This is a genomic window from Mesorhizobium sp. P3_B5 (assembly GCF_056402815.1).
Genome location: NZ_JBFUGR010000001.1, coordinates 616,667 through 640,090 on the forward strand (window position 1 = coordinate 616,667; position 23,424 = coordinate 640,090).

A 23,424-nucleotide genomic window follows, 5' to 3' on the forward strand; every position below is an offset into this window, starting at 1 on the left:
CGCGTCCGAAGTCGGCACCATGCTGCTGCCATGGTCCGTCAGCCCACGCAGGATCTGCGCCAGCGGTGACGTCGCATCTGATATCGGCTGCAGAGGTCTGGACGGACGGCGATCAGCCGGTGACGACAGCGGCGCGGAAGCGCGCCACGAAATCGTCGAGCTCCGGCCGCTCCATGTCGGAAATCGCCCAATAGGAGAAGGCGCCGTCGCTCCAATGCACCAGCGAGAAGCCGCCCTCCGAAAGGTCGACACGGTCGGTCACCGCCCCGGCATTTTGCGGCTCGGCGACAAGGGTGATCAGATGTTCGCGGTGGCGATAGACCAGCGCCGGCACAGCCCTACCGCCGATGACCTCGACCCTGCCGCCGATGAGCGCAAATCCGTCCTTCGCCATGTCTGGCGCCGGTGGCGAAAGGCCGAGCCTTGCGTCGAGCCACGGCTTTACCGTGTGTCGGTCCGACGAGACGACATCCACCGGGCTCGTCGCCAGCAGGCTGCGCTGGTGGCCGCTGGCCACCCCGGCGGCAAAGCCATCGATTGCACCAGGCTGCATCGCCCATTGCGTCGCGCCGCTCGCCAGCACCGCGCTGATCATGATCGACGCCGCCATGGCGCGCCAATCGAAGGATCCGAAGTTGCGCGCTGACCACCTCGCTTGAGTGGCCTTCGCCTGCGCCGGCGCTTTGGGGCGCAGCACCTCCACATTGCCGGCTGCGGCCATCGCTGCGATGCGCGCGCTGAGCGCGTCGCTCACCTGCGGCTTCGGAAGCCTGGCCACCGCCCCTTGCAAGGCCATGATGCGGGCATGTTCGGCCGCCAGCTTGGGATCGGCGGCGATGCGCCGCTCGACCGCCATTGCCGCGGCGGCATCGAGCTCTCCATCGACCAGCGCGTGCAGCATCAGGTTCATGCCTGCGGCGTCCTCGGGCAACCCGTCATTGTGCGCGTTCATTGCGCCCTCCCAAGGTCAGAGATCAGCAGGCCGCGCGCCCGCGCCAGCCGCGACATCACCGTGCCCATCGGCACGCCCAGCATGGCTGCGATATCGCGGTAGGCGAGGCCATTGATGTCGCGCAGCACCAGCGTCTCGCGAAAGGGTTGCGGCAGGGCGGCGATCGCCGCCTCCAGGGCCGCCGTGTCTGCCTTGGCGATCATGCTCGCCTCCGGGCTTTCGCTATCAGTCAGATCGGCTGCGTGAGCGGCACTCACCTCGTCGAGATCGCCGAGGTCGCCCACCGAGACGATGCTGCGCGGGCGATTGCGCGCCAGCCATGTGTAGCACGAGTTGCGAACGATGGTGAGCAGCCAGGCGCGTGCATTGCCGCCGGCATAGCTGGCGATGTTGGCATGCGCCTTCATGCAGGCGTCCTGCACGACATCCTCGGCGTCGGTGGCATTGCCGGTCAGCCAGCGGGCCAGCGATAGCGCGTCGGCGAGGTGAGGCATTACCACTTCGCTGAAGCGGTCGGCCTGCGCATTGCTGCTCAGCATCGGTGCACCGTCATGTGCGCCTCGCCTTGAGCTGTGCTCGTGGGGCGAGGATGGTTCTGCCTTGCGAGCGAACCCGGCCGAAATATGCCGGGTCGCCAGCTGCGGTGAAATTGAAAGCAAGTGTCTCATCGATGTCAATCACACAGCGGGTCGCAACGATGCGTCCATCCGGATGCGTACTTGAGCACAAGCAATGCGCGTCAGTGTGGAGGCTTGCAGTGTGGCGTTCCTTCAAGGTCAATCAGCAGCGTATGCATGGAAGACCAGCGCCAGCGACGGTTTATTCCCGGATGCCGCAAATCTTTTTTCACGGCAATGTGATTGGCCAGGGCAACGCCTCGCTTCAAGCTGCTCAGGCAGCGCAGGGACTCTTAGCAAAGTTGGGCACTGCGTTGTCGAGTGACCCGCATGCGAAAGAGTGGTCCGGCGGCCTGGTGCAAATTTGCCGGCCGGGCCTAGCCGGCTTCTGGCGGTCGCCGGCTGATCTCGATATGCGTGATCGCTAATATGAACGCAAGGCGGCGTCGAACTTAGCCCGCCGGCGGTGGTCACTGGCTATGAACTCGGCCCTGTCTCCCCTGCTTCAACGCCAAAGGCGTTCAGTTCGCCGCCCCTCGCTAGCCCGGCTGAACCGACCGGGCGGGAACCGAAGACAGCGGGCGTTGATCTTCTGGCCGGTCGTTGAGGTAGAGCAGGCCGCCCAGGACGACGAACACCATGCCGATCGCCATCACCCCCACCATCAGCACGGCGATCGCTGTACCTGGACCGTGGCCGGTTTTGATAATGGTCGACCGATGGGGCATGGCGCATCCTCCCGACACATGTCCGGCGGTTTCATGCCGGAAATCATGCGGCAAACGGCATGCGCGGCGAGATGTTCCTTCGGCCGGGCTTCAGTTAGGCTACATAGGACTTTTGCGCTGTTTTGTTAGGACCAAGGTCTGAGGTCACAAGCGCGGAAACCGGACCGACATGTTCCTTGGAGGTTCCGCTATCTTAGCCAAACAAGACATAACGGTGAGCCGTGCTGTGCAGCGCGGGCGAGGGACGGCGCTAGAGGCCGAGCGCGGTCCTGAAGCTCGAAAGCTCGGCGTCGGTGATCGGGACCACGTGCTGCGGCTCGGGATAGGCGCCTGTCTGCACGTCGGAGATGAACTCGCGATAGGCGGCGATACGCTCGCGCTGCAGCCGTTCATATTCGGCGGCGAAGTTGCGGTAGGTCTTGGCGTGGCGCGGCTTGTGGCCGGTGGTGTGGCCGAGCACGTCCTCGCTGAACAGATATTGCGCGTCGGCATGTGGTCCGGCGCCCATGCCAAGCATGATCATCGGCGTATTCGCGGTGATCAGTTCGCCGATGCGGTCGGGCACCACCTCCAGCTCGGCGCCAAAGCAGCCGATGGCCTCTAGCCGCTTGACGTGGTCCCACACCGCACGCGCGCTCTCGGCGGTCCTGCCGACGGCCTTGAAGCCGCCGGTCCAGGTGCATTGCGAGGGGATCAGGCCGACATGGGCGACGACCGGCACCGCGTTGTCGCAAAGCGTCTTCTGGATATCGAGCGAGGCGGCGCAGTAGAAGCAGTCGCCGCCGATGCGCATGTAGTGATAGGCGGTTTTCAGATAGTCCTCGGCTGTGATCAGATTGCCGAACGGGCCGTAGGGGAGACCGACCTGCACGAAGCAGCGGCCGGCGGCGTCGCGCATCTCGGGCGTGAAAAAGCGACCCTCGATCGACAGCATGTCGACGCCGGCCGCATTCGCCGCCGCCGCCTCCTCGAGCGAGGTGACGTAGAGCATGGAAATCTTTTGTCCGCGGCTTTTCATGGCGCGGATGTCGGCGACGGTGGGGCGGCTGCTCTTGGTGACCATTCTCGTTCCTCAGACAGTGAAAGTGTCGCGGAAGGCCAGCAAGGCCGCCTCGGGATCGCTAGAGGCAAACGCCTCCGCGAGCGAGAAAGTGTCGGACATGTCAGGCCTCAATGTGCACGCGGCCGTCCTCGACCTTCGTGGCGTAGGTTTTAAGGTTCACACAGACCGGCGCGCGCACCGCTTCGCCGGTCCGGTAATCGAACACGCCGTTGTGCTTCGGGCATTCGATCCTGTGTTCCATGACCAGCCCGTCGCTCAGATGCACCTTCTCATGCGTGCACAGCCCGTCGGTGCAGTAGAATGTATCGTCGGGACTGCGGTAGATGGCGAATGTCCGGCCATCATGATCGAAGCGGATGACGTCCTCTTCCTCGATGTCATCCGTCGCGCACGCATCAATCCACTTTGCCATTGTCGTCCTGCAGCCTTGGTCCTCGGTTGGTCGAAAAGTCGGCCGGCGGACCATGTGTCCGCCGGCCGCCCGGGAGGGAAGATGCCCGTGTGGAAGGCATCTTCACTGGGTTCACGCATGCGCCCCGTCGCGCGGCGCATGCCCGTCGTTGGTCGCCGAGAAGCTCTCGATCTCGGCTTCGAGCTCAGCCATCTGCTCGCCGCCGGCCATGAGGTCGGTGATCGCTTCGCGGCTTTTCTCACCCTTGCGGAAATCGGCGGCCTTGGAGCCTCTGATGAGGACGGCGAAGTGGTCGCCGACGGTCAGCGCATGCACGACGTTGTGGGTGATGAAGATGACCGCGATGCCCTTGCGGCGCGCCTGCAGGACGATGCGCAGCACATGCGCCGCCTCCTTGACACCAAGGGCCGCGGTCGGCTCGTCGAGGATCAGCACGCTGGCGCCGAAATGGACGGCGCGCGCGATGGCCAGCGCCTGGCGCTCGCCGCCCGACAGGCCGCCGACGAGGCGATCGCCGTCGTCGATGCGGGTGATGCCGAGCTGGCGCATCTCGGTGACGGCGGTCTCGTTGGCCCGCTTGCGGTCGTAGATGGTGAGCGGACCCCAGCGCCGCGTCGGCTCGGCGCCGACGAAGAAGGAGCGGCCGATGCTCATCAGCGGGAACGTTCCGCCGAACTGGTGGACCGTCGCGATGCCATGGTCGCTGGCATCGCGCGGGCTGCCGAATTCGACCGCCTTGCCGTCCATCTCCATCGTCCCCGATGTCGGCCTGTGGACGCCGGAGAGGATCTTGATCAGCGTGGATTTGCCGGCGCCATTGTCGCCGAGCAGGCACAGCACCTCGCCTCTGTTGACCTCGAGCGAGATGTCATGAAGCACGTCGATCGGACCGAACGACTTGTTTATTCCGGTCAGCCGGAGCAGGGGCGTGGTCACTAGCGTGCCCTCGATTTGGTGCGTGGCGCGTAGGTCAGCGCCATGGTGCGGAAGGTGTTGTTCATCAGCACGGCAGCGAGCAGCAGGACGCCGATGATCAGGCTTGCCCAGTTGGCGTCGAAGCCGGTGTAGAAAATGCCCTGGTTGACGATCGAGAAGGTCAGCGTGCCGAGCACGATGCCCACCACCGAGCCGTAGCCGCCGGTAAGCAGAACGCCGCCGATGACCACCGCGATGATCGAGTTGAAGATGAACGACTGCCCCGCCGCCACCTGGGCGCTGTTGTAGAGGATCGCCTGCGACATGCCGACGAAGGCCGCACACAGGCCGCTGCTCATGAACAGCGCGATGGTGACACGGTCGGTCGGTATGCCGGCATTGCGGGCGCTGACGGCGTCGCCGCCCATGGCCAGGATCCAGTTGCCGAAGCGCGAGAAATTCAGGATGAAGCCGACGATCAGGACGGCGGCGATCCACCAGAACAGGGTGACCTGGAACTTGCCGCCGAGATAGTCGCCGAACACCAGCTTGGCGATCGGTCCGCTCTTCAGCGCAACACTGGTGCTGCCAGACAGGATGATCGAAAGGCCGAGTGTCAGGCCGGCCAGCGCAAACAGTGTTGCCAGCGTGACGACGAAGGACGGTACCTTGGTGCGGATCACCAGGACCCCGTTGATGAAGCCGACGGCAAGGCCAAGGCCGAGCGCGGCGAGGATGCCGACGATGATCGGTGCCCCGTAGTGACCCGAGATGATGGCAATGGTCATCGAACTGGCCGGGATCATCGATCCGACCGAGAGATCGAGGTGTCCGGCGATCATCAGCAATCCGACGGGGAGGGCGATGATGCCGAGTTCCGAGGCGACGTTGAGCCAGCTGGCGGCACCGCCGGCCGACATGAAGTTGGCGCCGCCGAAGATCGAGAAGAACACCAGCACGGCGATCATGCCGATCAGCGAGCCGACCTCGGGGCGCCGCACGAGGCTGCCGATCGAGGGTATCGACGAGTGCGGTGGCGCAGTCGCTACCACTGCGGGTTGGTCATGGGCTTGGGATGTCATCGAAGTGGTCCCTGGCTTGAACAATGGGGCCCGGCGCAACCCTCGTCTGGGGCGCCGGGCGGCGATGTCCGGCCCGTGGATTGGCCGGACACTCATTTTGTTAGCGGGCGCCGGCTGCGGCACCGGCCAATGTCGCATCGACATTGGCGGCGTCGACGATCCCCGGTCCGGTCAGCACCGGCTTGGTCGGCAGGTCGAGCCCGTAATTGGCGAAGCCGTTGAGCAGCGACACTGCGAGGTAGCCCTGCAGGTAAGGCTGCTGGTCGATCGAGAACAGCTGCGTGCCGTCCTTGATGCGCTGCAGGCCGGTCTCGTCCATGTCGAACGAAGCGAGCTTGACCTTGTCGCCGACACTGGCCTGGCTGATGGCGTTGGCCGCACTGTTGGCGTCGCCGGCGCTGATGGTGATGAGGCCGTCGAGGGTGTTGTCCTTCAGCACGGCGGCCTTGATCGCTTCGGCGACCGCGGTCGGGTTGCCGAAGCTGGAGGAAGGCAGCGGCAGTTGGGTGGATTTGCCGCCGCTCTTGGCGATGGCGTCGGCAATGCCCTTGCAGCGGTCTTCGGTGTTGGTTGAGCCTGGCAGCGTGTTGACGCACAGCACGTTCTTGGCGCCGTGGCTGCCGAAATAGGTGCCGCCGCCGAGACCGGCCGCGTATTCCTCATTGCCGACATAGTTCATGGCGCCGAGCCGCTTGGCTGCATCCATGCCGCCGGAATTGTAGATGATGAGCGGCACGCCTGCGGCAACGACCTCCTTGAAGGCGTCATCCATGGCTTCGGGCACCCAGTCGGGGCCGACGATGGCGCTCGGCTTCTGGCTGAGCGCGGTGCGGATCAGCTTGGCGGCGTCGGGGCCGAGATTGTCGTAGTTCTGCGGACCGAGCCAGGTGACCGAGCCGCCTGTCAGTTCGGCGACCTTGCCGGCGTCGTCGGCGCCCTTCTTGACCTTCGACCAGAACGGATCGTCCGCCTTGCCGCCGATGACGAAGATCTTCGCCCCATCGGCCATAGCTGACGTGGCGCCTGTCGCCAGCACTGCCGCGGTCATCATCGCCGTCAAAAGTTTCGTTGTACGCTTCATGTCGTCTCCTCCCGGTTGCCGTCGTCCGACGGGTTTAGAAAAACTCTGAATTCATCTGCCGGTGCGCACCTCTCCCGTTGCGCATCGCATCGATTGATCAATGGTTCGCCGCGGCCTTGGCGTTCAGGCGTTCCTTCTTTTTCTGGAAGCGGGCGTCCATCGCGGCGTCGCCGTCCCGGGTGCCGTCGTGCCAGGTGCCGAACCAGCGATCGAGCGGGATCAACCCGTCGCCGCCATAGTTCACCTCGAAATATTTGTGGTGCAGGTAGTGCGTGTAGGCGTGGCTGTTGACCGCCGTGTCCTCGCTCACCTCAAGCTTGTCGAAGCCGAGATGGCCATTGACGGCGCCGAAGCCGGCGACATGCAGCTGGAAAAGCGCAACGATCGGATTGGACGGGATGATCAGGTGCCAGAAGGCCACCGCGTGATAGAGAAACCCCTCCACCGGATGCATCGACAGCGACGACCAGGGCGAGGGGTTGATCGAATTGTGGTGGACCGAATGGATCCAGCGATAGAGCGGACCCCAGTGGATCAGGCGGTGGATGAAGAAGAAATGCACCTCGTGGATGGCCGGCGCGATCAGCACCAGCGCTGCGAGATAGACCGGGTGGTCCTGCCAGCCGACCCACGGCACGTAGCCATTGGCAAAGCACCACAGGAAAATCACTTCGACGACGGTCCACAGCGGGATGGTGATGAAGAACGAGCGCAGGAAATTGTCGAGGTTCTGGCTCTGGAACCAGAACACGTCGGAGGGCGCATCACCGGGGAATTTGTGGTTGTACTTGAACCGCGTCGCCTGGGCGCGCTTGATGTAATAGCGCAGCTCGAAAATGCCGTAGAAGACAAGGATTGCCGTGGCGTTGACGGCGTAGAGCCACAGCGCCCAGCCCCAGCTGATGGTCTTCATCGTCTCGACGCCGGGCACGACGTAGAACCAGTAGATCAGCGCCGTGGCCATGTGGAAGGCATTCCACGGCCAGATGTAGCCGGGCAGCCATGCCAGGATTTTTGGCAGTTTCGGCGGCCAGTTCCAAAGCGGCACCGCCTCGATGCGGCCGTTCGGCTTCCAGTCGCCGCGCTTGTCGCGCACGCCGTATTTCAGATCGTCCATGCAAATCCTCCACCCGCAATGCCGCACCTGCCGACGCCCCGGGATGGCCGCACGCGCACGCTGCCCCGCACCGCCTGAAGGCGGTGGGCGAAAACCTGTCTGCGCTGTGCTGCTGCTATCCCTGGGCTGGCGGTGCGTCCGCCTTGCTTGCTTTTTCAGAGATAAACATCTTGATCCAAAATGAATCAAGAATAGAATTTTTGTTCCAATTGGATTGTGTCATTCATATCAATTTTGCACGATAGATGATATCTTAGTATCAATTGCACCAAGCGGATGAGACGAAATGGATCACAACAAACGGCCGACGATCAGGGATGTGGCCGCCGAGGCAAACGTTTCGGTGGCCACCGTCAACCGGGTGCTGAGCGGCGCCGGCGCCGTCCGCCAGGGCACCCGCGAGCGCGTCAGGCTGGCGGCCGAGCAAATCGGTTTCTATGGCATGGGCGCGCTGCGCAGCCGCATCGCGGCGGCACGGCCGCGCTACCGCTTCGGCTTCCTGCTGCACCAGCCCGGCCGCGCCTTCTACCGCAACATCGCAGAGGCGATACGCGCGGTGGCGCCGACCATTCCCGACTGCGAGATAGAGCTGCGCACCGAGTTTCTCGACGATTTGTCGCCGCAGAACGTTGCCGCGCGCCTGCTGGCGCTCGGCGCCGAATGCGACGCCGTCGGCGTCGTCGCCGCGGTCCATCCGCTGGTGACGCAAGCCGTTGATACGCTCAATGCCCGCAACGTGCCGGTGTTTGCGCTGATCTCGCAGATCTCGGCGACGGGGCATGTGCGCTACATCGGCCTCGACAACTGGAAAGTCGGGCGCACCGCGGCCTGGGTGTTCGAGCATGTCTGCAAGGCGCCTGGCAAGCTCGGCATCCTCGTCGGCAATCACCGCTACCGCTGCCAGGAGATGAACGAGAGCGGCTTCCGCTCCTACTTCCGCGAGCACGCGCCTGAATTCACGCTGCTCGAGCCGCTGCTCACCTTCGAATCCAGCGCCATCGCCCAGGAGATGACCGAAAAGCTGCTGAACGAAAATCCGGATCTCTGCGGCCTCTATGTCGCCGGCGGCGGCATCACCGGCGCCATTGCGGCGCTCCGCTCCACCGACCGCGCCGGCAGCCTCGTCGTCGTCGGCTACGAACTGATGGACTCGACCCGCCCGGCGCTGCTCGACGGCACGCTGACCTTCATCATCTCGCACCCGCTCGCCCGCATCGCACACGAAGCGCTGACTGGCATGGTCCGCGCCGTGTCGGCTCCGAACGAGGGGGGGAATGTCACGACGATCTTGCCGTTTGAGGTTTATACGCGGGAGAATATCTAGGGCGGCGTATTGCAAAGCCTGGCGCTTTCCCTTGGGCCTTGTCCAGGCACCGATCTCCGATCGTCCCACCAGTGTTTCGCCCGGATAAAAAGCTCGCCTTGGACGGTCCCGTGGGTGCCCTGTCGCCGGGGTGTCCGTCACGGTGCGCGCTTCACCGACCACCCCGGCCGTAGCGCCAATGCCAAGCATGCACTAACATTCCAGCCTGACCCCGTTGGGGTTGGCCGTGATCTATTCAAATTGGGGACTTACCCATGACCGAACATTGCTGTGGACCCGGCTATGCTTCTCCCGCCGAGGCGATGCGGGCACCTCGCGAGAAGCTGCTCTATACGATTGCCATCTACACCGGCACGGGCATTCAGAAGCCGGACTATTTGTGCACCATCGATGTCGACCCGGAGAGTTCGACCTACAGCCAGGTGATTTCACGTTTGCAAATGCCGGGTATCGGCGATGAGCTTCATCATTCAGGCTGGAATGCCTGTTCGTCCTGCCATGGCGATGCGGGCATGGAGCGGAAATATCTGATTGTGCCGGGTGTGCGCTCGTCCAATCTGCATATTGTCGACTGCGCTACCGATCCGCGCAATCCGACCCTGTTCAAGGTCATAGACGGCGCTGAAATCAAGGCCAGGACCAATCTGTCGGCGCCGCACACAGTGCATTGCCTCGGCTCGGACATCATCGTTTCCATGCTTGGCGATGCTCAAGGCAATGCCCCCGGCGGCTATCTGCAACTCAGCAAGGAGTTCGAGATTGTCGGCCGCTGGGAAAGCTCCATGGGCAGTATCAAGTTTGGTTATGATTTCTGGTACCAGCCGCGACACAACGTAATGGTCAGCTCGGAATGGGCTGCGCCCAATACCTTCATGCCGGGCTTCGACCTGGAAGAGGTTGGCCATCTGAAGTATGGCCGGGAGATCCATTTCTGGGATTTTGAAAAGAAGGAGCCGAAGCAGACATTCTATCTCGGTGAAGATGGCCTGATCCCGCTGGAAGTGCGCTTCCATCATGATCCCGACAGCAGTCACGGCTTTGTTGGCGCGGCCCTTTCGGCGAATATCATCCATTGGTGGAAGGATGCGGCGGGCGACTGGCAATGGGAAAAAATTGTCGATGTCGGCAATGAGCCGCATCCCGAATGGCCGATTCCAATACCGGGCGTGATTTCAGTCATTCTGCTCAGCATGGACGATAAATATCTCTATCTGTGCAACTGGCTGCATGGCGACATCCGTCAGTATGACATCTCGGACCCTCACAACGCCAAGCTTACTGGACAAGTGTGGATGGGTGGACTTCTCGGCCGTGCGCCTGAGGTCAATGGCGTGAAAGTGACTGGCGGGCCGCAGATGATACAGCTCAGCCTCGACGGCAAGCGCCTTTATGTGACGACCTCACTCTTCTCGACCTGGGACAATCAGTTCTATCCGGAAATCCGCACCAATGGCGGCTGCATGCTGATGGTCAATTGCGATACGGAAAACGGCGGCATGGAAATTGATCCGCGATTTGTCGTCGATTTTGGCAAGGAGCCAAATGGACCAAGCCGCTGCCACGAAACCCGTTATCCCGGCGGCGATTGCACGAGTGACATCTGGGTATGACCAGCTTCACCATCACTCTCGCCAATCAAGGCGGTGCGGCCTTTGACGTCGATCACCGCAAGCCCCTCTTGCAAAGCCTGCGGGAGCAGGGCGTGGACCTGCCCTACGGCTGCAAGTATGGCGGCTGCATCACCTGTGCGGCCAAGATGATCAGCGGCAAGGTCGATCAAAAGGCGCAGCGGGCGCTGAACAACCGCCAGATCAACAATGGCTACATAATCCTCTGCGTTGCCCGCCCCATGAGCGACTGCACGCTGGAGGTCGGCGTTGAAAGCCACGACAAGCTCTATCGCAACCCCTTCCTTGACCCCTTGGCCGCACATGAATTGAAAGCCGATATTGCGACCCCGTTGGAAGCAAAGAAATGACCCATATGAATCATGATGAGCCCTATTCGGAGGCTTATCTGCAAGACATTCTGAAGTCGGTCAAAACCATCGCGATGGTGGGGGCGAGCCCCGATAAGACCAAGTTTTCCTATGGTGTTCTCAGGGTGCTGCACGAAACCGGCTATGATATGATCCCGGTCAACCCCAGTTCCGGTCTGGATGAAATTCGAGGGCTTAAGGTGTACCCGTCACTGGCGGCCATCGACCGGCCGGTCGATATGGTCGAGGTGTTTCGCCGCTCCGAAGATCTGCTGGAAGTCGCACGGGGGGCCATTGCAATCAATGCTAGGGTTTTGTGGGGTCAGATTGGGGTGCGCGATGACGCTGCCGCGCGGCTGGCGGAGGAAGCGGGCTTGAAAGTGGTGATGAACCGCTGTCCCAAGATCGAGTTGTTCCGCCCCTTCTGGAAGCCGAAGTTGCACTTGGGAATATGATTGCAGGGCCACGGAATTCGGAGTTGTTTCGTTCTCAAGGCGGACGTCCGGCGCAACATGCGCTCATGACCCGGATGAAACCTTACGGCCCCCTGCCAGACGGCCGGTAAGAACATGGCCGGTCTTCCTGAAAACGTTCATTCTTTCAAGGGCTGCCACCATTCATTGAGCCATCGATGGCGCTGTCACGACCAGGGATTTTGAGGTAGACTTTGCCGTTTTGAAATCGTGCCGATCCTCAGGCCTGCCTTGGGAGATGCTAATGCGCGGGTTCTTGCTTTTCATCCTGTTGGTGCTTGTACACATTCCATTTGTTTCGCATGCCGCCGACATTCACGATGCCGCCATGGCGGGCGATGTCGCGGCGATCACGGCGGCGCTCGATGCGGGCGCCGGCATAGATGAGAATGATGGAACCGCAACGCCGCTCTACTTTGCGGTCTGGATGGGCCACATCGAAGCGGCAAAACTGCTCATAGAACGTGGTGCGGACGTCAACGCCCAGACGACTGGGGGCCCCCCGGTGATGGCGGCTGTCGGGCCAGGCAAGATCGATCTGTTAAAACTGTTGCTGGAGCGGGACGCAGATCCAAATTCCAACCGTGGTGGCGAATTCGCCCTTCATGTCGCCGTAAGTCTCGATTGTCTCGACTGCGTGAAGGCACTGGTCGAGGCCGGCGCAGATGTGAATGCGAAGACAATGGACGGCAAGACACCGCTCCATCTGGCAAAAAGCAGGGGGCAACGCGAAGTTGCCGACTATCTCTTGTCGCACGGCGTCGTCTTGCCAACACCAGCCCCAATCTCAATGAAGTTGGCTTCTGCCGATGTCGAGAAGGGCCGAACCTACTTCACCGGCCGGTGTACCAATTGCCACAACGCCGAGCCACAGGGAGGGAATAAAATAGGACCGAACTTGTGGAGCGTCGTCGGCCGCGACAAGGCATCAGTGGTAAATATGAGTTACTCCGACACGTTGCTGGGCTGGGAGGGTGTATGGACGTACGAGGACCTGAACAGATATCTCTTCGGGCCCATGCTCACCACGCCGGGCGTCAAGATGGAGACTCCTGGTGTTTCGGACGAGACCGAACGGGTCAACCTGATCGCCTACTTGCGCACACTCAGCGACAAGCCGATCCCGCTGCCCTGAATCGATGATATCTTGTGCAACTGCTGCTACGGGCCTGCGTCGGCTAGGCGATTGAATTTTGCCTGAGGTACGATGCCAGATGGTCGCTGAGATCACGCGCGTCGTCGCCGGCGCCGTCGATCAGCGAAGACTTGCGGCGGCGCAGAAACTGCATCCCCATCAGGTACAGGCCCGGATAGTCGGCAACCCCGCCGTCGTGACGGACGTAGCCCTTGCGGTCGAGGACCGGCAGTTCCAGCCAGGAGTAGTCCGGCCGGTAGCCGGTGGCCCAGATGATCGTCCTGATCGCGCCTCCGGCGAGGTCTAGGCCGAGCGGCGGGCTGTCCTCGACACGGGTCGGCGGCAGGCGATCCGGCGGCCCGACGGTCGCGTCCAGGCCGTTGGCGCGCGCCCATTCGTCGATGAGGTCGAGCAGTCGGGCCATCTTGAGATCGGAAAGCGCGCACATGTTGCGCAACGACCCCGCAAACTGGGCCTTGCCATCTTCGGTGATGCCGGCGAGACGGCCGACGAGCCTGACGCCGAGGTCGACCAGCGCATTGAGATCGAGGGTGGTGCGGTCGGGCGTGCCGGCAAGCTGCAGCGAAGGAACCCGTCGCGCCCGCCTGATGTCGTCTACCTCGTCGTAGCGCTCGTCGAGCACGCCGGCGGCGTCCATCCACCATTCCAGGTCCTTGCCGCGATAGACGCGGGGCGCCCTTATGTGCTCGCCCACCGACAGGGTCACTTGACGCCCCGAACGCTGCAGCTCCTGTGCGATCTGGGTGCCACTGGCCGACGCGCCCGCCACCAGCACACCACCGTCGGCGACCTGACCCGGATTGCGATAGGACTGCGCCGTCAGCATGGCGACCGACGGCGGCACACGGGCGGCGAAATCGGGCAGGCGCGCGACGTTGCATGCGCCCGACGCCAGCACCACGGTCCGGCATCGCCACTCGCCGCGGTCCGTGCGCACGAGATATCCCGCCCCGTCGCTGCGAACCGAGGTAACGGTCGTGTGTGTTCTGACCGGAGCCGAGATCGCCTTGGCATAGTTCCCGAGGAAGTCGATCACCTCAGGCATCGTCCGGTAGCCGTCGGGGTCGTCGCCGTCATAGCGGAAGCCCGGCAGCCGGCTCTGCCAGTTCGGGGTGAGCAACCGCAGCGAATCCCATCGCTCGGTGCGCCAGGTATGGGCGATCTCGCCGCGCTCCAGCAGCACATGGTCAATAGAGCGCTCCGCGAGGCAGCGGCTCATCGCGAGCCCCGCGTGCCCTGCACCGACGATCACTGTGGTGACGGAACTAATCGCGCCCTCTCAGGAGAGTCTACGGCTCGAAGCGCCTTTCAGTTCACCACGACCGTGACGTTCGTCGGATTGGTAACAATGTCATAGACCGCCGATCGCTTTTGCGACTGAGCGACGAGAGCCTCGATGTCTTCTTGCTTGGCGTCGGCGTCGATGTTGTACCTCACCGTGATGCCGCTGAAGCCGTTGCGCACGTCGCTGTCGATGCCGAGTATGCCGGCGAGATCCATGTCGCCTTCGATGGTCGCCTTCACCGACTTCAACTGGATGTTCCGGTTCTGGGCAACCGCGGCGATGCCGGCGGTCAGGCAACTGGCCAGCCCGACCAGCACGTATTCGACCGGCGTGGCGCCCTGATCCAGGGAAGCGAAGACCTCCGGATGGTCGGCATCGAATGCGAAGGTGGTCTTGCGATGCTGGTCCTGGCCGAGACCGTAAAAACTCTCGACCGTCGAGTGGCTGTGGGTGCCGTCCTTCCATTCGCAGGCCGCGCGCCACTTGAACTGCGCCGCCTCCGGGGCATTGGTAAGCGCTTCTTTTGCGGCGAGCAGCGCCTCTACGTTAACGCCATTGTTTGCCTGTACTTCGGAAGCCATAATTATTATCCTCCCTACCTTGCACTGGCTCAAAAACCCGACCGATTCCACTGACCTCCTGATCAGATTTCACCAAGACCTGGCATGGTATGGGCAGCGACGCGTTTCTACAAGGTGTTTCCGCGCAGGCATGGTCGCCCTCGTGCACCGAGTTGCGCCTTGCAAGGTGCCCTGCGTGTCTGTCGGCGTTGGTTCTTGAAGGGCGCCAGCAAGTTGGCCCACTGCATTTCGCGCGGCGATCTTCACGGCGTTGCCGACCGCTGGTTCGCCGCCGTGGACGCCATCCAGAAGGCTGCAAGGTCAATTTCGGGGTGCAAAGCCGATTTTCGACACGATTGAATACGCGTCAGCGTACCATCACCTCTGAGCGCTTAGCCTTTGCCGACTCTCCACCACATCCAGCCTTTCCTGCAGATGCCCGTTGAGCACGATCATCTCTTTCAGCGCCTTCACCGCGTCGCCCTTGTGCTGCGCGATGAAGCTGTCGGCGATGTCCTGCAGGGCGGCTTCCTGGCGGCTGTCCAGCGTCACGATGTGATCCATGGCGATGTCTCCGATTGGCTTATTAGGGGATAGTGAACAAATAGGGAACAAAAATGTCAAGGGCGAATTGACTCGGCGAGGAATGCGTTCCTATTTGCTGAGAGGTGGGGCGGTTGCTCGCAATCCGAGGAGAGCCGCGATGGGCAGACGAAACAGCCGCTATGACCGCTTGTTTGCAGGCAATGCGGAGGCAATCATCAACGATGCGCTGCGCCTGCGCCAGACGGTGCTTGCGGCACAATTGCACCTGAAGGCCAATGGCGCGCTGTTCTGGCAGCTGAGCGGGCTGACCGACAAACTGCATGAGGTGATGGCGACGGTGGCGGAGAAGGAGCCCGATTTCCGCGCGGCCGGGCTCGGTCTGCTGCCGCTGCCGCAGGATTATCATAAACGGAAATGAGCCATGGCCGGGCCAATGGACAGCGTCGGGCGAGCGGCCAAGGCCAACATGCTGCTCATTGTCGAGTGCGGTCACTGCTACCATGTCGGCCGCTTCCGCGCCAACGAGGTGGCCAAGGTGGCGGGCTGGAACAAGCCGCTGGAAGCCATCCGCTTCAGGTGCAAGCGCTGCAGCCGAACGGACACGACGGTGCGGACGCAGTTCATCGACCAGGACCATCCGCCGAAGGGCTACGTCTGGGTGCTGCAGAAGTTCAAGCTTTAGAACAGCGAGCCCTGCACCGGCGCCGGCGGTGTTTGCGGTGGTGCCTGCGGCGGGAACTTGATCTGCGTCGCCGGCTTCTCGACAATCACCAACGCGTCATCAGGGGCGGTGCGCTGCAAATGCCTTGCTTCAGACCACGGCGCGGTCAGCCATGTCTCGGTTTCCTCCGGCGTGGTCAGGATCACCGGCATCGCCTTTTCGTGGATCGGCGCGATCAGCGCATTGGGCTTGGTGGTGAGGAAGCCATAGAGCTCGAAGTCGCCCGGGCCGTCCTTCACCTTGCGCACGCCTTGCCAGCGCGTCCACAGGCCGGCGAAGAAGAATAGCGGCCGCTCTTCGCCGCGTGCGAACCAGACATTGCGCTGGATGCCTGTCTCAGGGTCCTTGTCGCCGGGCGTCGGGCTCGGCTCGGCAAAGCTGGTGAGCGGCACCACGCAGCGGTTCTCCACGCCGAGATATTGCTGCCAGTGGCCATATTGCGGGTTGCGGATGTTGGTGGTGCCGTAGTCTGCCTTGCCCTTCACCCGCTCGATCGGCGTCGGCATGCCCCACAGCAGATTGGCCAGCTCGCGCTGCCCGTCCGCCGCGTTGCGTACCACCGGGCCGGCTTGGTTGGGATAGATGTCGATGGAGGGTTCGAGATTGCCGAGGATATCGCGCAAGGTATGTGTCCATTGGCGGATTGCCTCCTGGCTGGTGGTGATGTTGTAGAGGTTGCACATGCCACGGCCTTCCCGGATGTCGCCGCATCTTGTTGGAAAGGGCAGGGGATTTCCAGCCTTGCCCGACCGATTGGTGACAGACCGCCTCAGCCGACGCCCCAATTCCCCAGCCCAGATTAGTTTGCATGCAAATGTTTCAAGCATGCCCGGTTTTGTGAAGTCTTTCACCGTTCTCGCGCAATCGACCGGATACAGACACATCGCAAAACCGGCGCAATGCGACGGGGCGGCGCTGCTGGTTCTGTCGCTGCGATATGGAGGATATCGATGTTCAGGAGACTTGGCCGCCTTGGAGCGGCTCTCAAACGCGCCAGCAAGCGCAAGAAAACCATGCGGGCATTGAACGACTTGCCGCCGGAAATCCGGAAGGACATCGGCTGGCCGAGGACGGTCGAATCCGACGAAATCCGCCTGCCGTTCTAAGGCGAGGCGGTGGCTCTGTCGGGCCGAAGGTCAGCGCAGCCACGCCGACTTTCGGTTTTGGATCGAGGCCCGTCAGCCAATCCCGTACACCAGGCTCACACGCCCATCCGACAGTTTCTCGACCTTGCGCAGCTCGAGCCCGCGACGATTGTGCGCCGCGCCGAACAGCGCCTTGCCGTCGCCGGCAAGCAGCGGATAGAGGATCAGCCGCATTTCATCGACCAGCCCGGCATCGATCAGGCTCGCCGTAATCCTGGCGCCGCCCATCAGGTAGATGTCCTTGCCGGGTTGCTCTTTCAGCGCCGCGATGTCGTCGAGATTGCGTACGAAGCGGGTCGTCGGCCAGGCTGCCGAAGTCATGCTGTTTGACAGCACATAGTGCGGGGTTTTTGCGGCGAAGCGGGCCCATATCAGCTCGGCCGGGTTGACCAGTTTGCCGGTCATCGGCAGCGGCTGGTCCGGCTCGTTCTGCTGGATCGCGCTCCAATAGCGCTCGTAGCCGGAATACATGACGCCGCCGAGCAGGCAGGCGTCGATTTGCGGCATCAGGCCGTATTCCTCCGACCAAGCATCGACCCAGTCGGCGTAACCCTCGGGTCCTTCCATCTTGCCGTCGACGGAAATCTTCATTCCGGTGATCAATTTACGCATGACGTCCTCCATCGGGCTTGCCCGAGGCAAGCACGTTTCATCGTTTCAGGATGTGGGGAAGGGGATGGCTCGCTCGGTTGAACCGGGCGGCGGATTATCTAGGCGACGAGCGCCCGCTCGCTGTCGGTCATCGGTTCGCCGAGATTGGGGTGGCCTTTGCCCGATGCAATCAGGCTCTTCAGGCTGCCGTTGATGTAGGTGCGCCAACCGTCCGAGCAGGCGTCGTAGCACTCATAGTCGGGAACCAGGCCCTGATGCGTGAAACGGATTTCGGTCTTGCCGTCTTTCTCGGCGATGTCGAAGAGGATGTCCGTGCCCGTCCACTCCGTCTTGTCCTCGGTAAAGCTGAAGTAATTCTCCAGCACGCGCCAGGCCACCTTCTTGCCGGGGATGAGCTCCGTTACCTTGATCTTGCAGCGGTGCAGATCCCGGTAGCGATAGTCGAACACCTCGCCGGCCTTGTCGGTCGGGCCGATGATTTCTTCCGACCACCAGCCGCGAACATTGGTGATGGCCGCGAAGGCTGCATCCGGGGTCTGGTCGACGGTGAAGGCGGTGGTGAAGCTGGTCATGACTGTCTCCTGTTGCGTTGTGCCCGTGGGCAGGTAGGGTTCCAAATCCATGCGTTGCGTCAGACCGGCAGGCGCCGGTCGTAGTCCGTCATCAGGCGGCTCCAGCCGTCCCAGAACGGTTCCGGCGTGCTCGCTGTCACGCGGGCCGCCAGAATGTCGAGATGCATGTGCCAGCCGGCAACGTGCATCAGCAGGCTCGAGCGGTCGGCCAGGCGGCGGTGGATGATGGTGAGCAGCACCTCGTCGCCCTTCTCCACCAGCTCGAACGAGACGTTGCCGCTGCCGCTCCAGGCGATGGTCAGCTTGCGCGGCGGATCGCACTCGACGATCCGGCTCTGCATCCGGTGTTCCTCGCCAAAGCCGGCCGGGCGCTCGCCGGGCGGGTCGGTCAGCTCGTCATTGCGCCAGGTAAGCTCGAAAGGAGTGCCGGCCTTCATCTCCATCTCACCGGCCGCCAGCCACTGACGGCGCAAATCGCTCCGCGTCAGATATTCCCAGACGCGCTCGATGGTTCCGGGCAAAAGCCGCTCGATCTTCAAGGTGGCGGGCTCGATCAGTTCGCCATAGCCATCGAAGCTTTTCATCTGGTTCATTTGTCGTCTCCCTTTGGTGTTGGCGTTGTTGGCGGTGAGGGGGATTTGCGCGCGATCTCGTCGCGCAAAAGCTGTTCGAGGACATCGAGACGGCTGCTCCAGAAGCGCTCGTAAAAGCTCAGCCATTCGTGGGCGCTGGCCAGCGGCCCGGCTTCGAGCCGGCAGACATGGGTGCGGCCGCGCACCTCGCGCCGGATCAGCCCGGCATTCTCCAGCGCCTTGATGTGCTTGGAGGCCGCCGCCAGCGACATCGCAAAGGGCTCGGCCAGCTGGCTCACCGTGCGCTCGCCGCCGGCGAGGTCGCGAAGCATGTGCCGGCGCGTGGCGTCGCCGAGGGCGTGAAAGACCTGATCCATCTGTGGCGTCTCTAATTCAACCATGTAGTTGAATATAGATATGCGCTTTCAGATAGTCAACCGTTTGGTTGAATGATTTTGAGCGACCGAGGCGGTTCAGCCGTATCAAAGCGGCGGCATCGTTCCGCTCATGGGATTGACAGGGGCTGGCCAGCGATCGGATTGTCGGCGCTTCCACTCGCCAGCAGGCGTTTGATCCTCCATGACTGACAGGTGCGGACCATGACGTTGTCGGGCTTTGTTGCTTACTCGGGCGCGCTGGCAATCGCCGCGATCATTCCCGGTCCGCAGATCGTTGCCATTGTCGCGCAGGCCTTGAAAAGCGGATATCGGCAAGCCGCCTGGGTGACCGCCGGCATGGTCCTGGGCGACGTGCTTTATCTCGCCACGGTGCTCGCCGGCCTGGCGTTCATAGCGGAGACCTTCAGCTTTCTGCTGATCGCGATCAAATGGGCGGGCGTGGCCTATCTCTGCTGGCTGGCGGTGCAGTTCTGGCGGTCCGGCGAAACGTTCGACGGCGCCGACGCGGGCTCGGTCAAGAGTGGCAAGAACGCGTTTGTTTCGGGTGTCCTGATCACGCTGGGCAATCCCAAATCCGTCCTGTTTTATATTTCCATCCTGCCGACAGTCGTCGACATCCACGCGTTGTCGTCGATGGATGTCCCCATTCTCCTGGCAATCACCGCAATCATCCTGGCAGCCGTTCAGTTCCCGTTTGCCATCGCCGGGGCGAGAACCCGCCGGACCCTGCAATCGCCGCGCGCCACCCGGCTGTTCAATCGCGGCGCTGCCGTGTGCATGGGTGGCGCCGCCGCGACGATCGCCTTCAGAAATTAGGGCCCCGACCGTCGCCTAACGCTGGACTGCAAAAGACCGGCAAATCGGCTATCGTGCCGAGCCGAATGAGACGACGATGACCGGCTTCAGCGTAAAACCTCTTGATGAAACTACATGGCCTGACTTCGCCGCGCTGGTCGAGAGACACAACGGCGTCTGGGGCGGATGCTGGTGCATGGCCTTCCATGCCAAAGGCGTTGGCGCCGTGCAAAACCGCGTGGAGAAGGAAGCCAGGGTGCGCGAGGGCCGCGCCCACGCTGCCCTCGTCTTCGATGGGCCGGCCTGCGTCGGCTGGTGCCAGTTCGGCCCGACGGAAGAGCTGCCGCGCATCAAGCACCAGCGTGCCTATCGCGAAGGACTGGTGAGCCTTCCGGATTGGCGGATCACCTGTTTCTTCGTCGACAAGTCATACCGCGGCAAGGGCGTCGCGGCCGCCGCGCTCGAAGGCGCCGTCCAGGAAATCGGCCGTCTCGGCGGCGGGACGGTGGAAAGCTACCCCGAGGATGCGGAAGGACGGTCGGTCCCCGGTGCCTTCCTGCACAATGCAACCCTTGCCATGTTCGAGCGCCAGGGTTTTGAGCGCGCCCGCCGCCTTGGCAAGCACCGCTGGCTGGTCAGCAAAGTGGTGACGGCGACCGGCTAGTGCGGCGCCATAGAAGCAGCCGTCCGCCCGGCGTCAGACCAGCGGCTCCCTCACGGAAAAGAGCTGCAGGCTGCCCGGCAGCCCGCTTGCTTCCATCTCGCCATGCTCTTCAAATACCAGCCCGGAGCCGACCACGAGATCGCGCACCGTTCGCGATGCGATGATCTCGCCCGGCCGCGCATGGTCGAGCAACCGCGATGACAGCTCGATCGCGATGCCGGTGAAGTCATTGCCGCGCTCCTCGCATTCGCCGGTGTGGACTGCCGACCGGACATCCAGATCGGAATGCCGCAGGCGATGGCGGATGGCGATTGCGCACTGGATTGCCCGCGTCGGCCGTTGGAACACGGCGAGGAATCCGCTTGCCGAGCGCCTGATCTGGCGGCCTTCGGCAGCGAGCAGTTCGCCACGGATATCCTCGGCGTGTCGCTCGATCAGATCTGTACCTGCATCAGATGGCTGGCCGCCTATCTCCAGCGACAGCACCGACACCAGAACCCCTTCGCCCGACGCTGCCGGCAAGGCGCGGGTGACGAAAGCCTGGATCTCGTCGACGAGGCGATCGGAATTCTCGCCCCAGATCACGTGATCCCGGCCGGTCAGCTCGATATATCTGGCGCCTTCAATATGCGTTGCCAGGTAGAGTCCTTCTTCCCGTTTGACCCAGCGGTCGCCCGTCGTCTGAACGATCAGTGTCGGAACATGAATGACAGGCAGGATGTCGCGAACATCGATTTCGGTTCCCCAGCGCCAGAGTGAGATCGCCTCGGCGGGCGAGGCTGAATTCCTGAGGTAAGCGGCGAACCATTCTCTTTCGAACGTGTCGTTCATCAGGCTGGGGGCCGCATTGCCCATGTCCGCCGGCTCTCCCCACTGTCTCTCGATGGTGGCTAGGTCTTCTTCCACCTGCTCGGCCGTCCTTGCCCACGGGTAATCCTTCGACCACCTGCCCCTGGCATAGGTTCCGTTGAGCACAAGTGCCGCCGTGCGCTCGGGATAGGTCGCCGCGAACAGCATGCACATGGGGCCGCCCTCGGAACTGCCGAACAGAACCGTGCGCTTCGAGCCGACCGCATCCAGCACGGCCCGCATGTCCTCCATCCGCTCTTCCAGGGTCGGCAAACCGACATTGCGGTCGGACAGCCCCGTGCCGTGCTTGTCCATGCGGATCAAGCGGCAGAAGCCGCCGAGGCGCTGGAACACATGCGAAAGCCGTGGCGAGGCCCAGGCAAGGTCGAGATTGGAGACCCATCCAGGCACAAAGATCAGGTCGATCGGCCCGTCGCCGGTCACCTGATAGGCGATGTTGACCCCGGCGGATTTTACATAGTGGGTCGACGGGCGCAGGGGCTCGCCGCTTGCCTCGGCCTGGACGCGCGACGGCTCGGAGGCCGAAGCCGGACGCGGCGATGTCGTGCGGCGGGCCCGCAGCATCTCGTGCAAATGTCTTGTCTCGGGCTCGGGCTGCAGATGAAGCTCCCGCTGTAACGCACCGCGACAATTCTCATATTGCCTCAGCGCGAGGTTGATCCGGCCCTGGGCCGCATAGGCTCGCATCAGGGCGCGGTGGATGTCCTCCCTCAGCGGCTCGATGGACAGCAGGCGCGTTGCGGCCCGCACGCATGAGGCGGGATCGTTGGTCACGCAATAGTGCGAGACGAGCTTGTCCAGTGCCGCGACGGCCATCGCCCTCAGGCGTTCCCGTTCGACCCGCAGCCAATCCTCGAACGGCTCCTCCTTCAGGCCGAAGCCGTCAAGCAGGTCGCCGCGATAGACGACAAGTGCCCGTTCGAGGTCGTCGGGCGCCGAGCTGACGGCCAGCACCTCGAACCGCGCGACGTCGAAATCAAGGCCATCGAGAAGGAAGGCAATGTTGTCGCCGTCCTTCAGGAAGCGCCCGCTGCCGGACGCCTGCATGACTTTGCTGACGACCGATACCGCCTGCCGGAGGTTCATCCGGGCCTGGGTCTCGCTGTTGCCACCCCACAAAAGGGCGCCGAGCTTCTCGCGCGACTGCCAGTGTCCGGACTGCAGAGCGAGGTAAGCCACCATCGCCCGCGCCTTGCGGCTAAGGGCCGGGACCGCGGCCCCGACACCGGCAAAGTCGAAACCACCCAGTAGATAAAGATGAGGCGCCGTCATCGGATCCGCCACAGCCACAATTTGGCGGCGATCCTTTCGCGTCGCGGTCTCTATTTCAACCGTGTTTCCGCCTGCCTGGCGCTTTTCACGATTCCATCACGCTGGTTCCACCGCGTTTCTCACGGTGCGGGAGGAGATTGCCCGGACGAGGCCCTTGTCTCAGGAGGACGCAATGCTACGCCCGAACACGACTGACTGGCCCATCTGGCATGATGATCCCTGGCAGAACCCGCAGCTGCGCGACGGGCTTATGCCACTGCGTCATGATATTGCGCTTGCGCGATATCTCCAAAGACAGCAGGCTTGGCGGGCATCGGCGGTTCGCAAGTTCGATCTCTCGGCCGCTGCGATCCGCGCATCTGTACTGGTCGCGCGTGTCGGGAGCGCTTTCTTCCGGCGAATGCGCTCCTTCCTCGCCTTGGCGAAAAATGCCTTTGAGTTAATCGACGACATTGGCTCGACGCTGTCGAAGGCTCACTCGCAATTCAGCAAAACGCTCTGGGGTCGCTGAGCG

At 62.7% G+C, this 23,424-nt stretch carries 29 protein-coding genes; 11 read left to right on the forward strand and 18 right to left on the reverse strand.

What is annotated here, in order from left to right:
- Positions 1–112: 112 nt before the first annotated feature.
- From AC1DVW_RS03000 to AC1DVW_RS03040, 9 genes are all read right to left on the reverse strand, one after another.
- Entirely contained in the window at positions 113–952 is an 840-nt protein-coding gene (locus AC1DVW_RS03000; protein ID WP_477321042.1) for an anti-sigma factor family protein, read from the reverse strand.
- Positions 949–1,488, reverse strand: a complete 540-nt coding sequence (locus AC1DVW_RS03005) for a sigma-70 family RNA polymerase sigma factor (protein ID WP_477321582.1) — start codon at positions 1,486–1,488, stop codon at positions 949–951. The genes AC1DVW_RS03000 and AC1DVW_RS03005 overlap by 4 nt, the downstream gene beginning before the upstream one ends.
- 620 nt (positions 1,489–2,108) lie before the next feature.
- Positions 2,109–2,297 (reverse strand): hypothetical protein, encoded by a 189-nt coding sequence (locus AC1DVW_RS03010; protein WP_477242225.1) that lies wholly within the window; start codon positions 2,295–2,297, stop codon positions 2,109–2,111.
- Between the two features lie 250 nt (positions 2,298–2,547).
- On the reverse strand, positions 2,548–3,360 hold the full coding sequence (locus AC1DVW_RS03015) for a 3-methyl-2-oxobutanoate hydroxymethyltransferase (protein ID WP_477242227.1): 813 nt from the start codon (positions 3,358–3,360) through the stop codon (positions 2,548–2,550).
- A 100-nt stretch (positions 3,361–3,460) separates the two neighbouring features.
- Positions 3,461–3,772, reverse strand: a complete 312-nt coding sequence (locus AC1DVW_RS03020; RefSeq protein WP_477242229.1) for a MocE family 2Fe-2S type ferredoxin — start codon at positions 3,770–3,772, stop codon at positions 3,461–3,463.
- 111 nt (positions 3,773–3,883) lie between these two features.
- Complete coding sequence (locus tag AC1DVW_RS03025; protein WP_477242231.1) at positions 3,884–4,708, reverse strand: ATP-binding cassette domain-containing protein; 825 nt, start codon at positions 4,706–4,708, stop codon at positions 3,884–3,886.
- Positions 4,708–5,655: an ABC transporter permease gene (locus tag AC1DVW_RS03030; RefSeq protein WP_477321584.1), complete on the reverse strand. Its 948-nt coding sequence runs from the start codon at positions 5,653–5,655 to the stop codon at positions 4,708–4,710. The genes AC1DVW_RS03025 and AC1DVW_RS03030 overlap by 1 nt, the downstream gene beginning before the upstream one ends.
- A gap of 214 nt (positions 5,656–5,869) precedes the next feature.
- Entirely contained in the window at positions 5,870–6,850 is a 981-nt protein-coding gene (locus AC1DVW_RS03035; protein ID WP_477321044.1) for a sugar ABC transporter substrate-binding protein, read from the reverse strand.
- A gap of 97 nt (positions 6,851–6,947) precedes the next feature.
- Positions 6,948–7,967, reverse strand: coding sequence for a sterol desaturase family protein (locus AC1DVW_RS03040; protein ID WP_477321046.1), 1,020 nt, complete (start codon positions 7,965–7,967; stop codon positions 6,948–6,950).
- 286 nt (positions 7,968–8,253) lie between these two features.
- Here AC1DVW_RS03040 and AC1DVW_RS03045 point away from each other — a divergent pair, with 286 nt between their 5' ends.
- The 5 genes from AC1DVW_RS03045 to AC1DVW_RS03065 all read left to right on the forward strand — a co-directional run bounded on the left by AC1DVW_RS03045 (position 8,254) and on the right by AC1DVW_RS03065 (position 12,877).
- Entirely contained in the window at positions 8,254–9,291 is a 1,038-nt protein-coding gene (locus tag AC1DVW_RS03045) for a LacI family DNA-binding transcriptional regulator (RefSeq protein ID WP_477321048.1), read from the forward strand.
- A 254-nt stretch (positions 9,292–9,545) separates the two neighbouring features.
- Positions 9,546–10,901, forward strand: coding sequence for a selenium-binding family protein (locus AC1DVW_RS03050; protein WP_477321050.1), 1,356 nt, complete (start codon positions 9,546–9,548; stop codon positions 10,899–10,901).
- Positions 10,898–11,269, forward strand: coding sequence for a 2Fe-2S iron-sulfur cluster-binding protein (locus AC1DVW_RS03055; protein ID WP_477307773.1), 372 nt, complete (start codon positions 10,898–10,900; stop codon positions 11,267–11,269). The genes AC1DVW_RS03050 and AC1DVW_RS03055 overlap by 4 nt, the downstream gene beginning before the upstream one ends.
- Positions 11,270–11,274: 5 nt before the next feature.
- Entirely contained in the window at positions 11,275–11,724 is a 450-nt protein-coding gene (locus tag AC1DVW_RS03060; RefSeq protein WP_477321586.1) for a CoA-binding protein, read from the forward strand.
- A gap of 262 nt (positions 11,725–11,986) precedes the next feature.
- Positions 11,987–12,877 carry an ankyrin repeat domain-containing protein gene (locus tag AC1DVW_RS03065; RefSeq protein ID WP_477321052.1) on the forward strand — a complete coding sequence of 297 codons (891 nt, stop codon included), beginning with the start codon at positions 11,987–11,989 and terminating at the stop codon, positions 12,875–12,877.
- A 43-nt stretch (positions 12,878–12,920) separates the two neighbouring features.
- Here the strand turns inward: AC1DVW_RS03065 and AC1DVW_RS03070 are convergent, their stop codons facing one another.
- The 3 genes from AC1DVW_RS03070 to AC1DVW_RS03080 all read right to left on the reverse strand — a co-directional run bounded on the left by AC1DVW_RS03070 (position 12,921) and on the right by AC1DVW_RS03080 (position 15,307).
- A complete protein-coding gene (locus tag AC1DVW_RS03070) occupies positions 12,921–14,150 on the reverse strand; it encodes an NAD(P)-binding domain-containing protein (protein ID WP_477321054.1) in 1,230 nt (409 codons plus the stop codon).
- Positions 14,151–14,206: 56 nt separating this feature from the next.
- Positions 14,207–14,764 carry an OsmC family protein gene (locus AC1DVW_RS03075; RefSeq protein WP_477242243.1) on the reverse strand — a complete coding sequence of 186 codons (558 nt, stop codon included), beginning with the start codon at positions 14,762–14,764 and terminating at the stop codon, positions 14,207–14,209.
- A 357-nt stretch (positions 14,765–15,121) separates the two neighbouring features.
- Positions 15,122–15,307 carry a hypothetical protein gene (locus tag AC1DVW_RS03080; protein WP_477273976.1) on the reverse strand — a complete coding sequence of 62 codons (186 nt, stop codon included), beginning with the start codon at positions 15,305–15,307 and terminating at the stop codon, positions 15,122–15,124.
- On the opposite strand from AC1DVW_RS03080, the gene AC1DVW_RS03085 reads away from it, so the two are divergent.
- Both AC1DVW_RS03085 and AC1DVW_RS03090 read left to right on the forward strand, forming a co-directional pair.
- Positions 15,306–15,707 (forward strand): hypothetical protein, encoded by a 402-nt coding sequence (locus tag AC1DVW_RS03085; RefSeq protein ID WP_477273974.1) that lies wholly within the window; start codon positions 15,306–15,308, stop codon positions 15,705–15,707. The two genes, AC1DVW_RS03080 and AC1DVW_RS03085, sit on opposite strands and share 2 nt — an antisense overlap.
- A gap of 3 nt (positions 15,708–15,710) precedes the next feature.
- Positions 15,711–15,971, forward strand: a complete 261-nt coding sequence (locus AC1DVW_RS03090) for a hypothetical protein (RefSeq protein ID WP_477242249.1) — start codon at positions 15,711–15,713, stop codon at positions 15,969–15,971.
- Here the strand turns inward: AC1DVW_RS03090 and AC1DVW_RS03095 are convergent.
- A complete protein-coding gene (locus tag AC1DVW_RS03095; RefSeq protein WP_477273972.1) occupies positions 15,968–16,693 on the reverse strand; it encodes an SOS response-associated peptidase in 726 nt (241 codons plus the stop codon). The two genes, AC1DVW_RS03090 and AC1DVW_RS03095, sit on opposite strands and share 4 nt — an antisense overlap.
- Positions 16,694–16,960: 267 nt before the next feature.
- Between AC1DVW_RS03095 and AC1DVW_RS03100 the strand changes: the two genes are divergently transcribed.
- Complete coding sequence (locus AC1DVW_RS03100; RefSeq protein ID WP_477242252.1) at positions 16,961–17,116, forward strand: hypothetical protein; 156 nt, start codon at positions 16,961–16,963, stop codon at positions 17,114–17,116.
- Positions 17,117–17,188: 72 nt separating this feature from the next.
- Here AC1DVW_RS03100 and AC1DVW_RS03105 read toward each other — a convergent pair whose 3' ends face one another.
- The 4 genes from AC1DVW_RS03105 to AC1DVW_RS03120 form a co-directional block, all read right to left on the reverse strand.
- The gene (locus AC1DVW_RS03105; protein ID WP_477273970.1) at positions 17,189–17,767 is read right to left on the reverse strand and encodes a dihydrofolate reductase family protein; all 579 of its coding nucleotides are present in this window, start codon (positions 17,765–17,767) and stop codon (positions 17,189–17,191) included.
- A 98-nt stretch (positions 17,768–17,865) separates the two neighbouring features.
- The gene (locus tag AC1DVW_RS03110) at positions 17,866–18,339 is read right to left on the reverse strand and encodes an SRPBCC family protein (RefSeq protein ID WP_477321056.1); all 474 of its coding nucleotides are present in this window, start codon (positions 18,337–18,339) and stop codon (positions 17,866–17,868) included.
- Positions 18,340–18,398: 59 nt separating this feature from the next.
- Positions 18,399–18,932, reverse strand: coding sequence for an SRPBCC family protein (locus AC1DVW_RS03115; protein ID WP_477273967.1), 534 nt, complete (start codon positions 18,930–18,932; stop codon positions 18,399–18,401).
- Entirely contained in the window at positions 18,929–19,312 is a 384-nt protein-coding gene (locus AC1DVW_RS03120; RefSeq protein ID WP_477273965.1) for an ArsR/SmtB family transcription factor, read from the reverse strand. The genes AC1DVW_RS03115 and AC1DVW_RS03120 overlap by 4 nt, the downstream gene beginning before the upstream one ends.
- 198 nt (positions 19,313–19,510) lie before the next feature.
- Here AC1DVW_RS03120 and AC1DVW_RS03125 point away from each other — a divergent pair, with 198 nt between their 5' ends.
- Positions 19,511–20,125 carry a LysE family translocator gene (locus AC1DVW_RS03125; protein WP_477242262.1) on the forward strand — a complete coding sequence of 205 codons (615 nt, stop codon included), beginning with the start codon at positions 19,511–19,513 and terminating at the stop codon, positions 20,123–20,125.
- 175 nt (positions 20,126–20,300) lie between these two features.
- Positions 20,301–20,768, forward strand: a complete 468-nt coding sequence (locus AC1DVW_RS03130; protein WP_477321057.1) for a GNAT family N-acetyltransferase — start codon at positions 20,301–20,303, stop codon at positions 20,766–20,768.
- Positions 20,769–20,801: 33 nt separating this feature from the next.
- Here the strand turns inward: AC1DVW_RS03130 and AC1DVW_RS03135 are convergent, their stop codons facing one another.
- On the reverse strand, positions 20,802–22,910 hold the full coding sequence (locus tag AC1DVW_RS03135) for an alpha/beta fold hydrolase (protein WP_477321059.1): 2,109 nt from the start codon (positions 22,908–22,910) through the stop codon (positions 20,802–20,804).
- Between the two features lie 172 nt (positions 22,911–23,082).
- On the opposite strand from AC1DVW_RS03135, the gene AC1DVW_RS03140 reads away from it, so the two are divergent.
- Positions 23,083–23,421, forward strand: a complete 339-nt coding sequence (locus AC1DVW_RS03140) for a hypothetical protein (protein WP_477242268.1) — start codon at positions 23,083–23,085, stop codon at positions 23,419–23,421.
- Positions 23,422–23,424 lie beyond the last annotated feature (3 nt).

What these genes read in the sequence shown, in the direction of transcription:
- AC1DVW_RS03040 (WP_477321046.1), bottom strand. Translation starts at nt 7,967, where the DNA reads ATGGACGATCTGAAATACGGCGTGCGCGACAAGCGCGGCGACTGGAAG.
- AC1DVW_RS03090 (WP_477242249.1), top strand. Translation starts at nt 15,711, where the DNA reads ATGGCCGGGCCAATGGACAGCGTCGGGCGAGCGGCCAAGGCCAACATG.
- AC1DVW_RS03125 (WP_477242262.1), top strand. Translation starts at nt 19,511, where the DNA reads ATGACGTTGTCGGGCTTTGTTGCTTACTCGGGCGCGCTGGCAATCGCC.
- AC1DVW_RS03140 (WP_477242268.1), top strand. Translation starts at nt 23,083, where the DNA reads ATGCTACGCCCGAACACGACTGACTGGCCCATCTGGCATGATGATCCC.
- AC1DVW_RS03015 (WP_477242227.1), bottom strand. Translation starts at nt 3,360, where the DNA reads ATGGTCACCAAGAGCAGCCGCCCCACCGTCGCCGACATCCGCGCCATG.
- AC1DVW_RS03115 (WP_477273967.1), bottom strand. Translation starts at nt 18,932, where the DNA reads ATGAACCAGATGAAAAGCTTCGATGGCTATGGCGAACTGATCGAGCCC.
- AC1DVW_RS03075 (WP_477242243.1), bottom strand. Translation starts at nt 14,764, where the DNA reads ATGGCTTCCGAAGTACAGGCAAACAATGGCGTTAACGTAGAGGCGCTG.
- AC1DVW_RS03010 (WP_477242225.1), bottom strand. Translation starts at nt 2,297, where the DNA reads ATGCCCCATCGGTCGACCATTATCAAAACCGGCCACGGTCCAGGTACA.
- AC1DVW_RS03055 (WP_477307773.1), top strand. Translation starts at nt 10,898, where the DNA reads ATGACCAGCTTCACCATCACTCTCGCCAATCAAGGCGGTGCGGCCTTT.
- AC1DVW_RS03135 (WP_477321059.1), bottom strand. Translation starts at nt 22,910, where the DNA reads ATGACGGCGCCTCATCTTTATCTACTGGGTGGTTTCGACTTTGCCGGT.
- AC1DVW_RS03000 (WP_477321042.1), bottom strand. Translation starts at nt 952, where the DNA reads ATGAACGCGCACAATGACGGGTTGCCCGAGGACGCCGCAGGCATGAAC.
- AC1DVW_RS03065 (WP_477321052.1), top strand. Translation starts at nt 11,987, where the DNA reads ATGCGCGGGTTCTTGCTTTTCATCCTGTTGGTGCTTGTACACATTCCA.
- AC1DVW_RS03130 (WP_477321057.1), top strand. Translation starts at nt 20,301, where the DNA reads ATGGCCTTCCATGCCAAAGGCGTTGGCGCCGTGCAAAACCGCGTGGAG.
- AC1DVW_RS03020 (WP_477242229.1), bottom strand. Translation starts at nt 3,772, where the DNA reads ATGGCAAAGTGGATTGATGCGTGCGCGACGGATGACATCGAGGAAGAG.
- AC1DVW_RS03035 (WP_477321044.1), bottom strand. Translation starts at nt 6,850, where the DNA reads ATGAAGCGTACAACGAAACTTTTGACGGCGATGATGACCGCGGCAGTG.
- AC1DVW_RS03045 (WP_477321048.1), top strand. Translation starts at nt 8,254, where the DNA reads ATGGATCACAACAAACGGCCGACGATCAGGGATGTGGCCGCCGAGGCA.
- AC1DVW_RS03085 (WP_477273974.1), top strand. Translation starts at nt 15,306, where the DNA reads ATGGCGATGTCTCCGATTGGCTTATTAGGGGATAGTGAACAAATAGGG.
- AC1DVW_RS03095 (WP_477273972.1), bottom strand. Translation starts at nt 16,693, where the DNA reads ATGTGCAACCTCTACAACATCACCACCAGCCAGGAGGCAATCCGCCAA.
- AC1DVW_RS03080 (WP_477273976.1), bottom strand. Translation starts at nt 15,307, where the DNA reads ATGGATCACATCGTGACGCTGGACAGCCGCCAGGAAGCCGCCCTGCAG.
- AC1DVW_RS03030 (WP_477321584.1), bottom strand. Translation starts at nt 5,655, where the DNA reads ATGATCGCCGTGCTGGTGTTCTTCTCGATCTTCGGCGGCGCCAACTTC.
- AC1DVW_RS03100 (WP_477242252.1), top strand. Translation starts at nt 16,961, where the DNA reads ATGTTCAGGAGACTTGGCCGCCTTGGAGCGGCTCTCAAACGCGCCAGC.
- AC1DVW_RS03110 (WP_477321056.1), bottom strand. Translation starts at nt 18,339, where the DNA reads ATGACCAGCTTCACCACCGCCTTCACCGTCGACCAGACCCCGGATGCA.
- AC1DVW_RS03105 (WP_477273970.1), bottom strand. Translation starts at nt 17,767, where the DNA reads ATGCGTAAATTGATCACCGGAATGAAGATTTCCGTCGACGGCAAGATG.
- AC1DVW_RS03060 (WP_477321586.1), top strand. Translation starts at nt 11,275, where the DNA reads ATGAATCATGATGAGCCCTATTCGGAGGCTTATCTGCAAGACATTCTG.
- AC1DVW_RS03120 (WP_477273965.1), bottom strand. Translation starts at nt 19,312, where the DNA reads ATGGTTGAATTAGAGACGCCACAGATGGATCAGGTCTTTCACGCCCTC.
- AC1DVW_RS03050 (WP_477321050.1), top strand. Translation starts at nt 9,546, where the DNA reads ATGACCGAACATTGCTGTGGACCCGGCTATGCTTCTCCCGCCGAGGCG.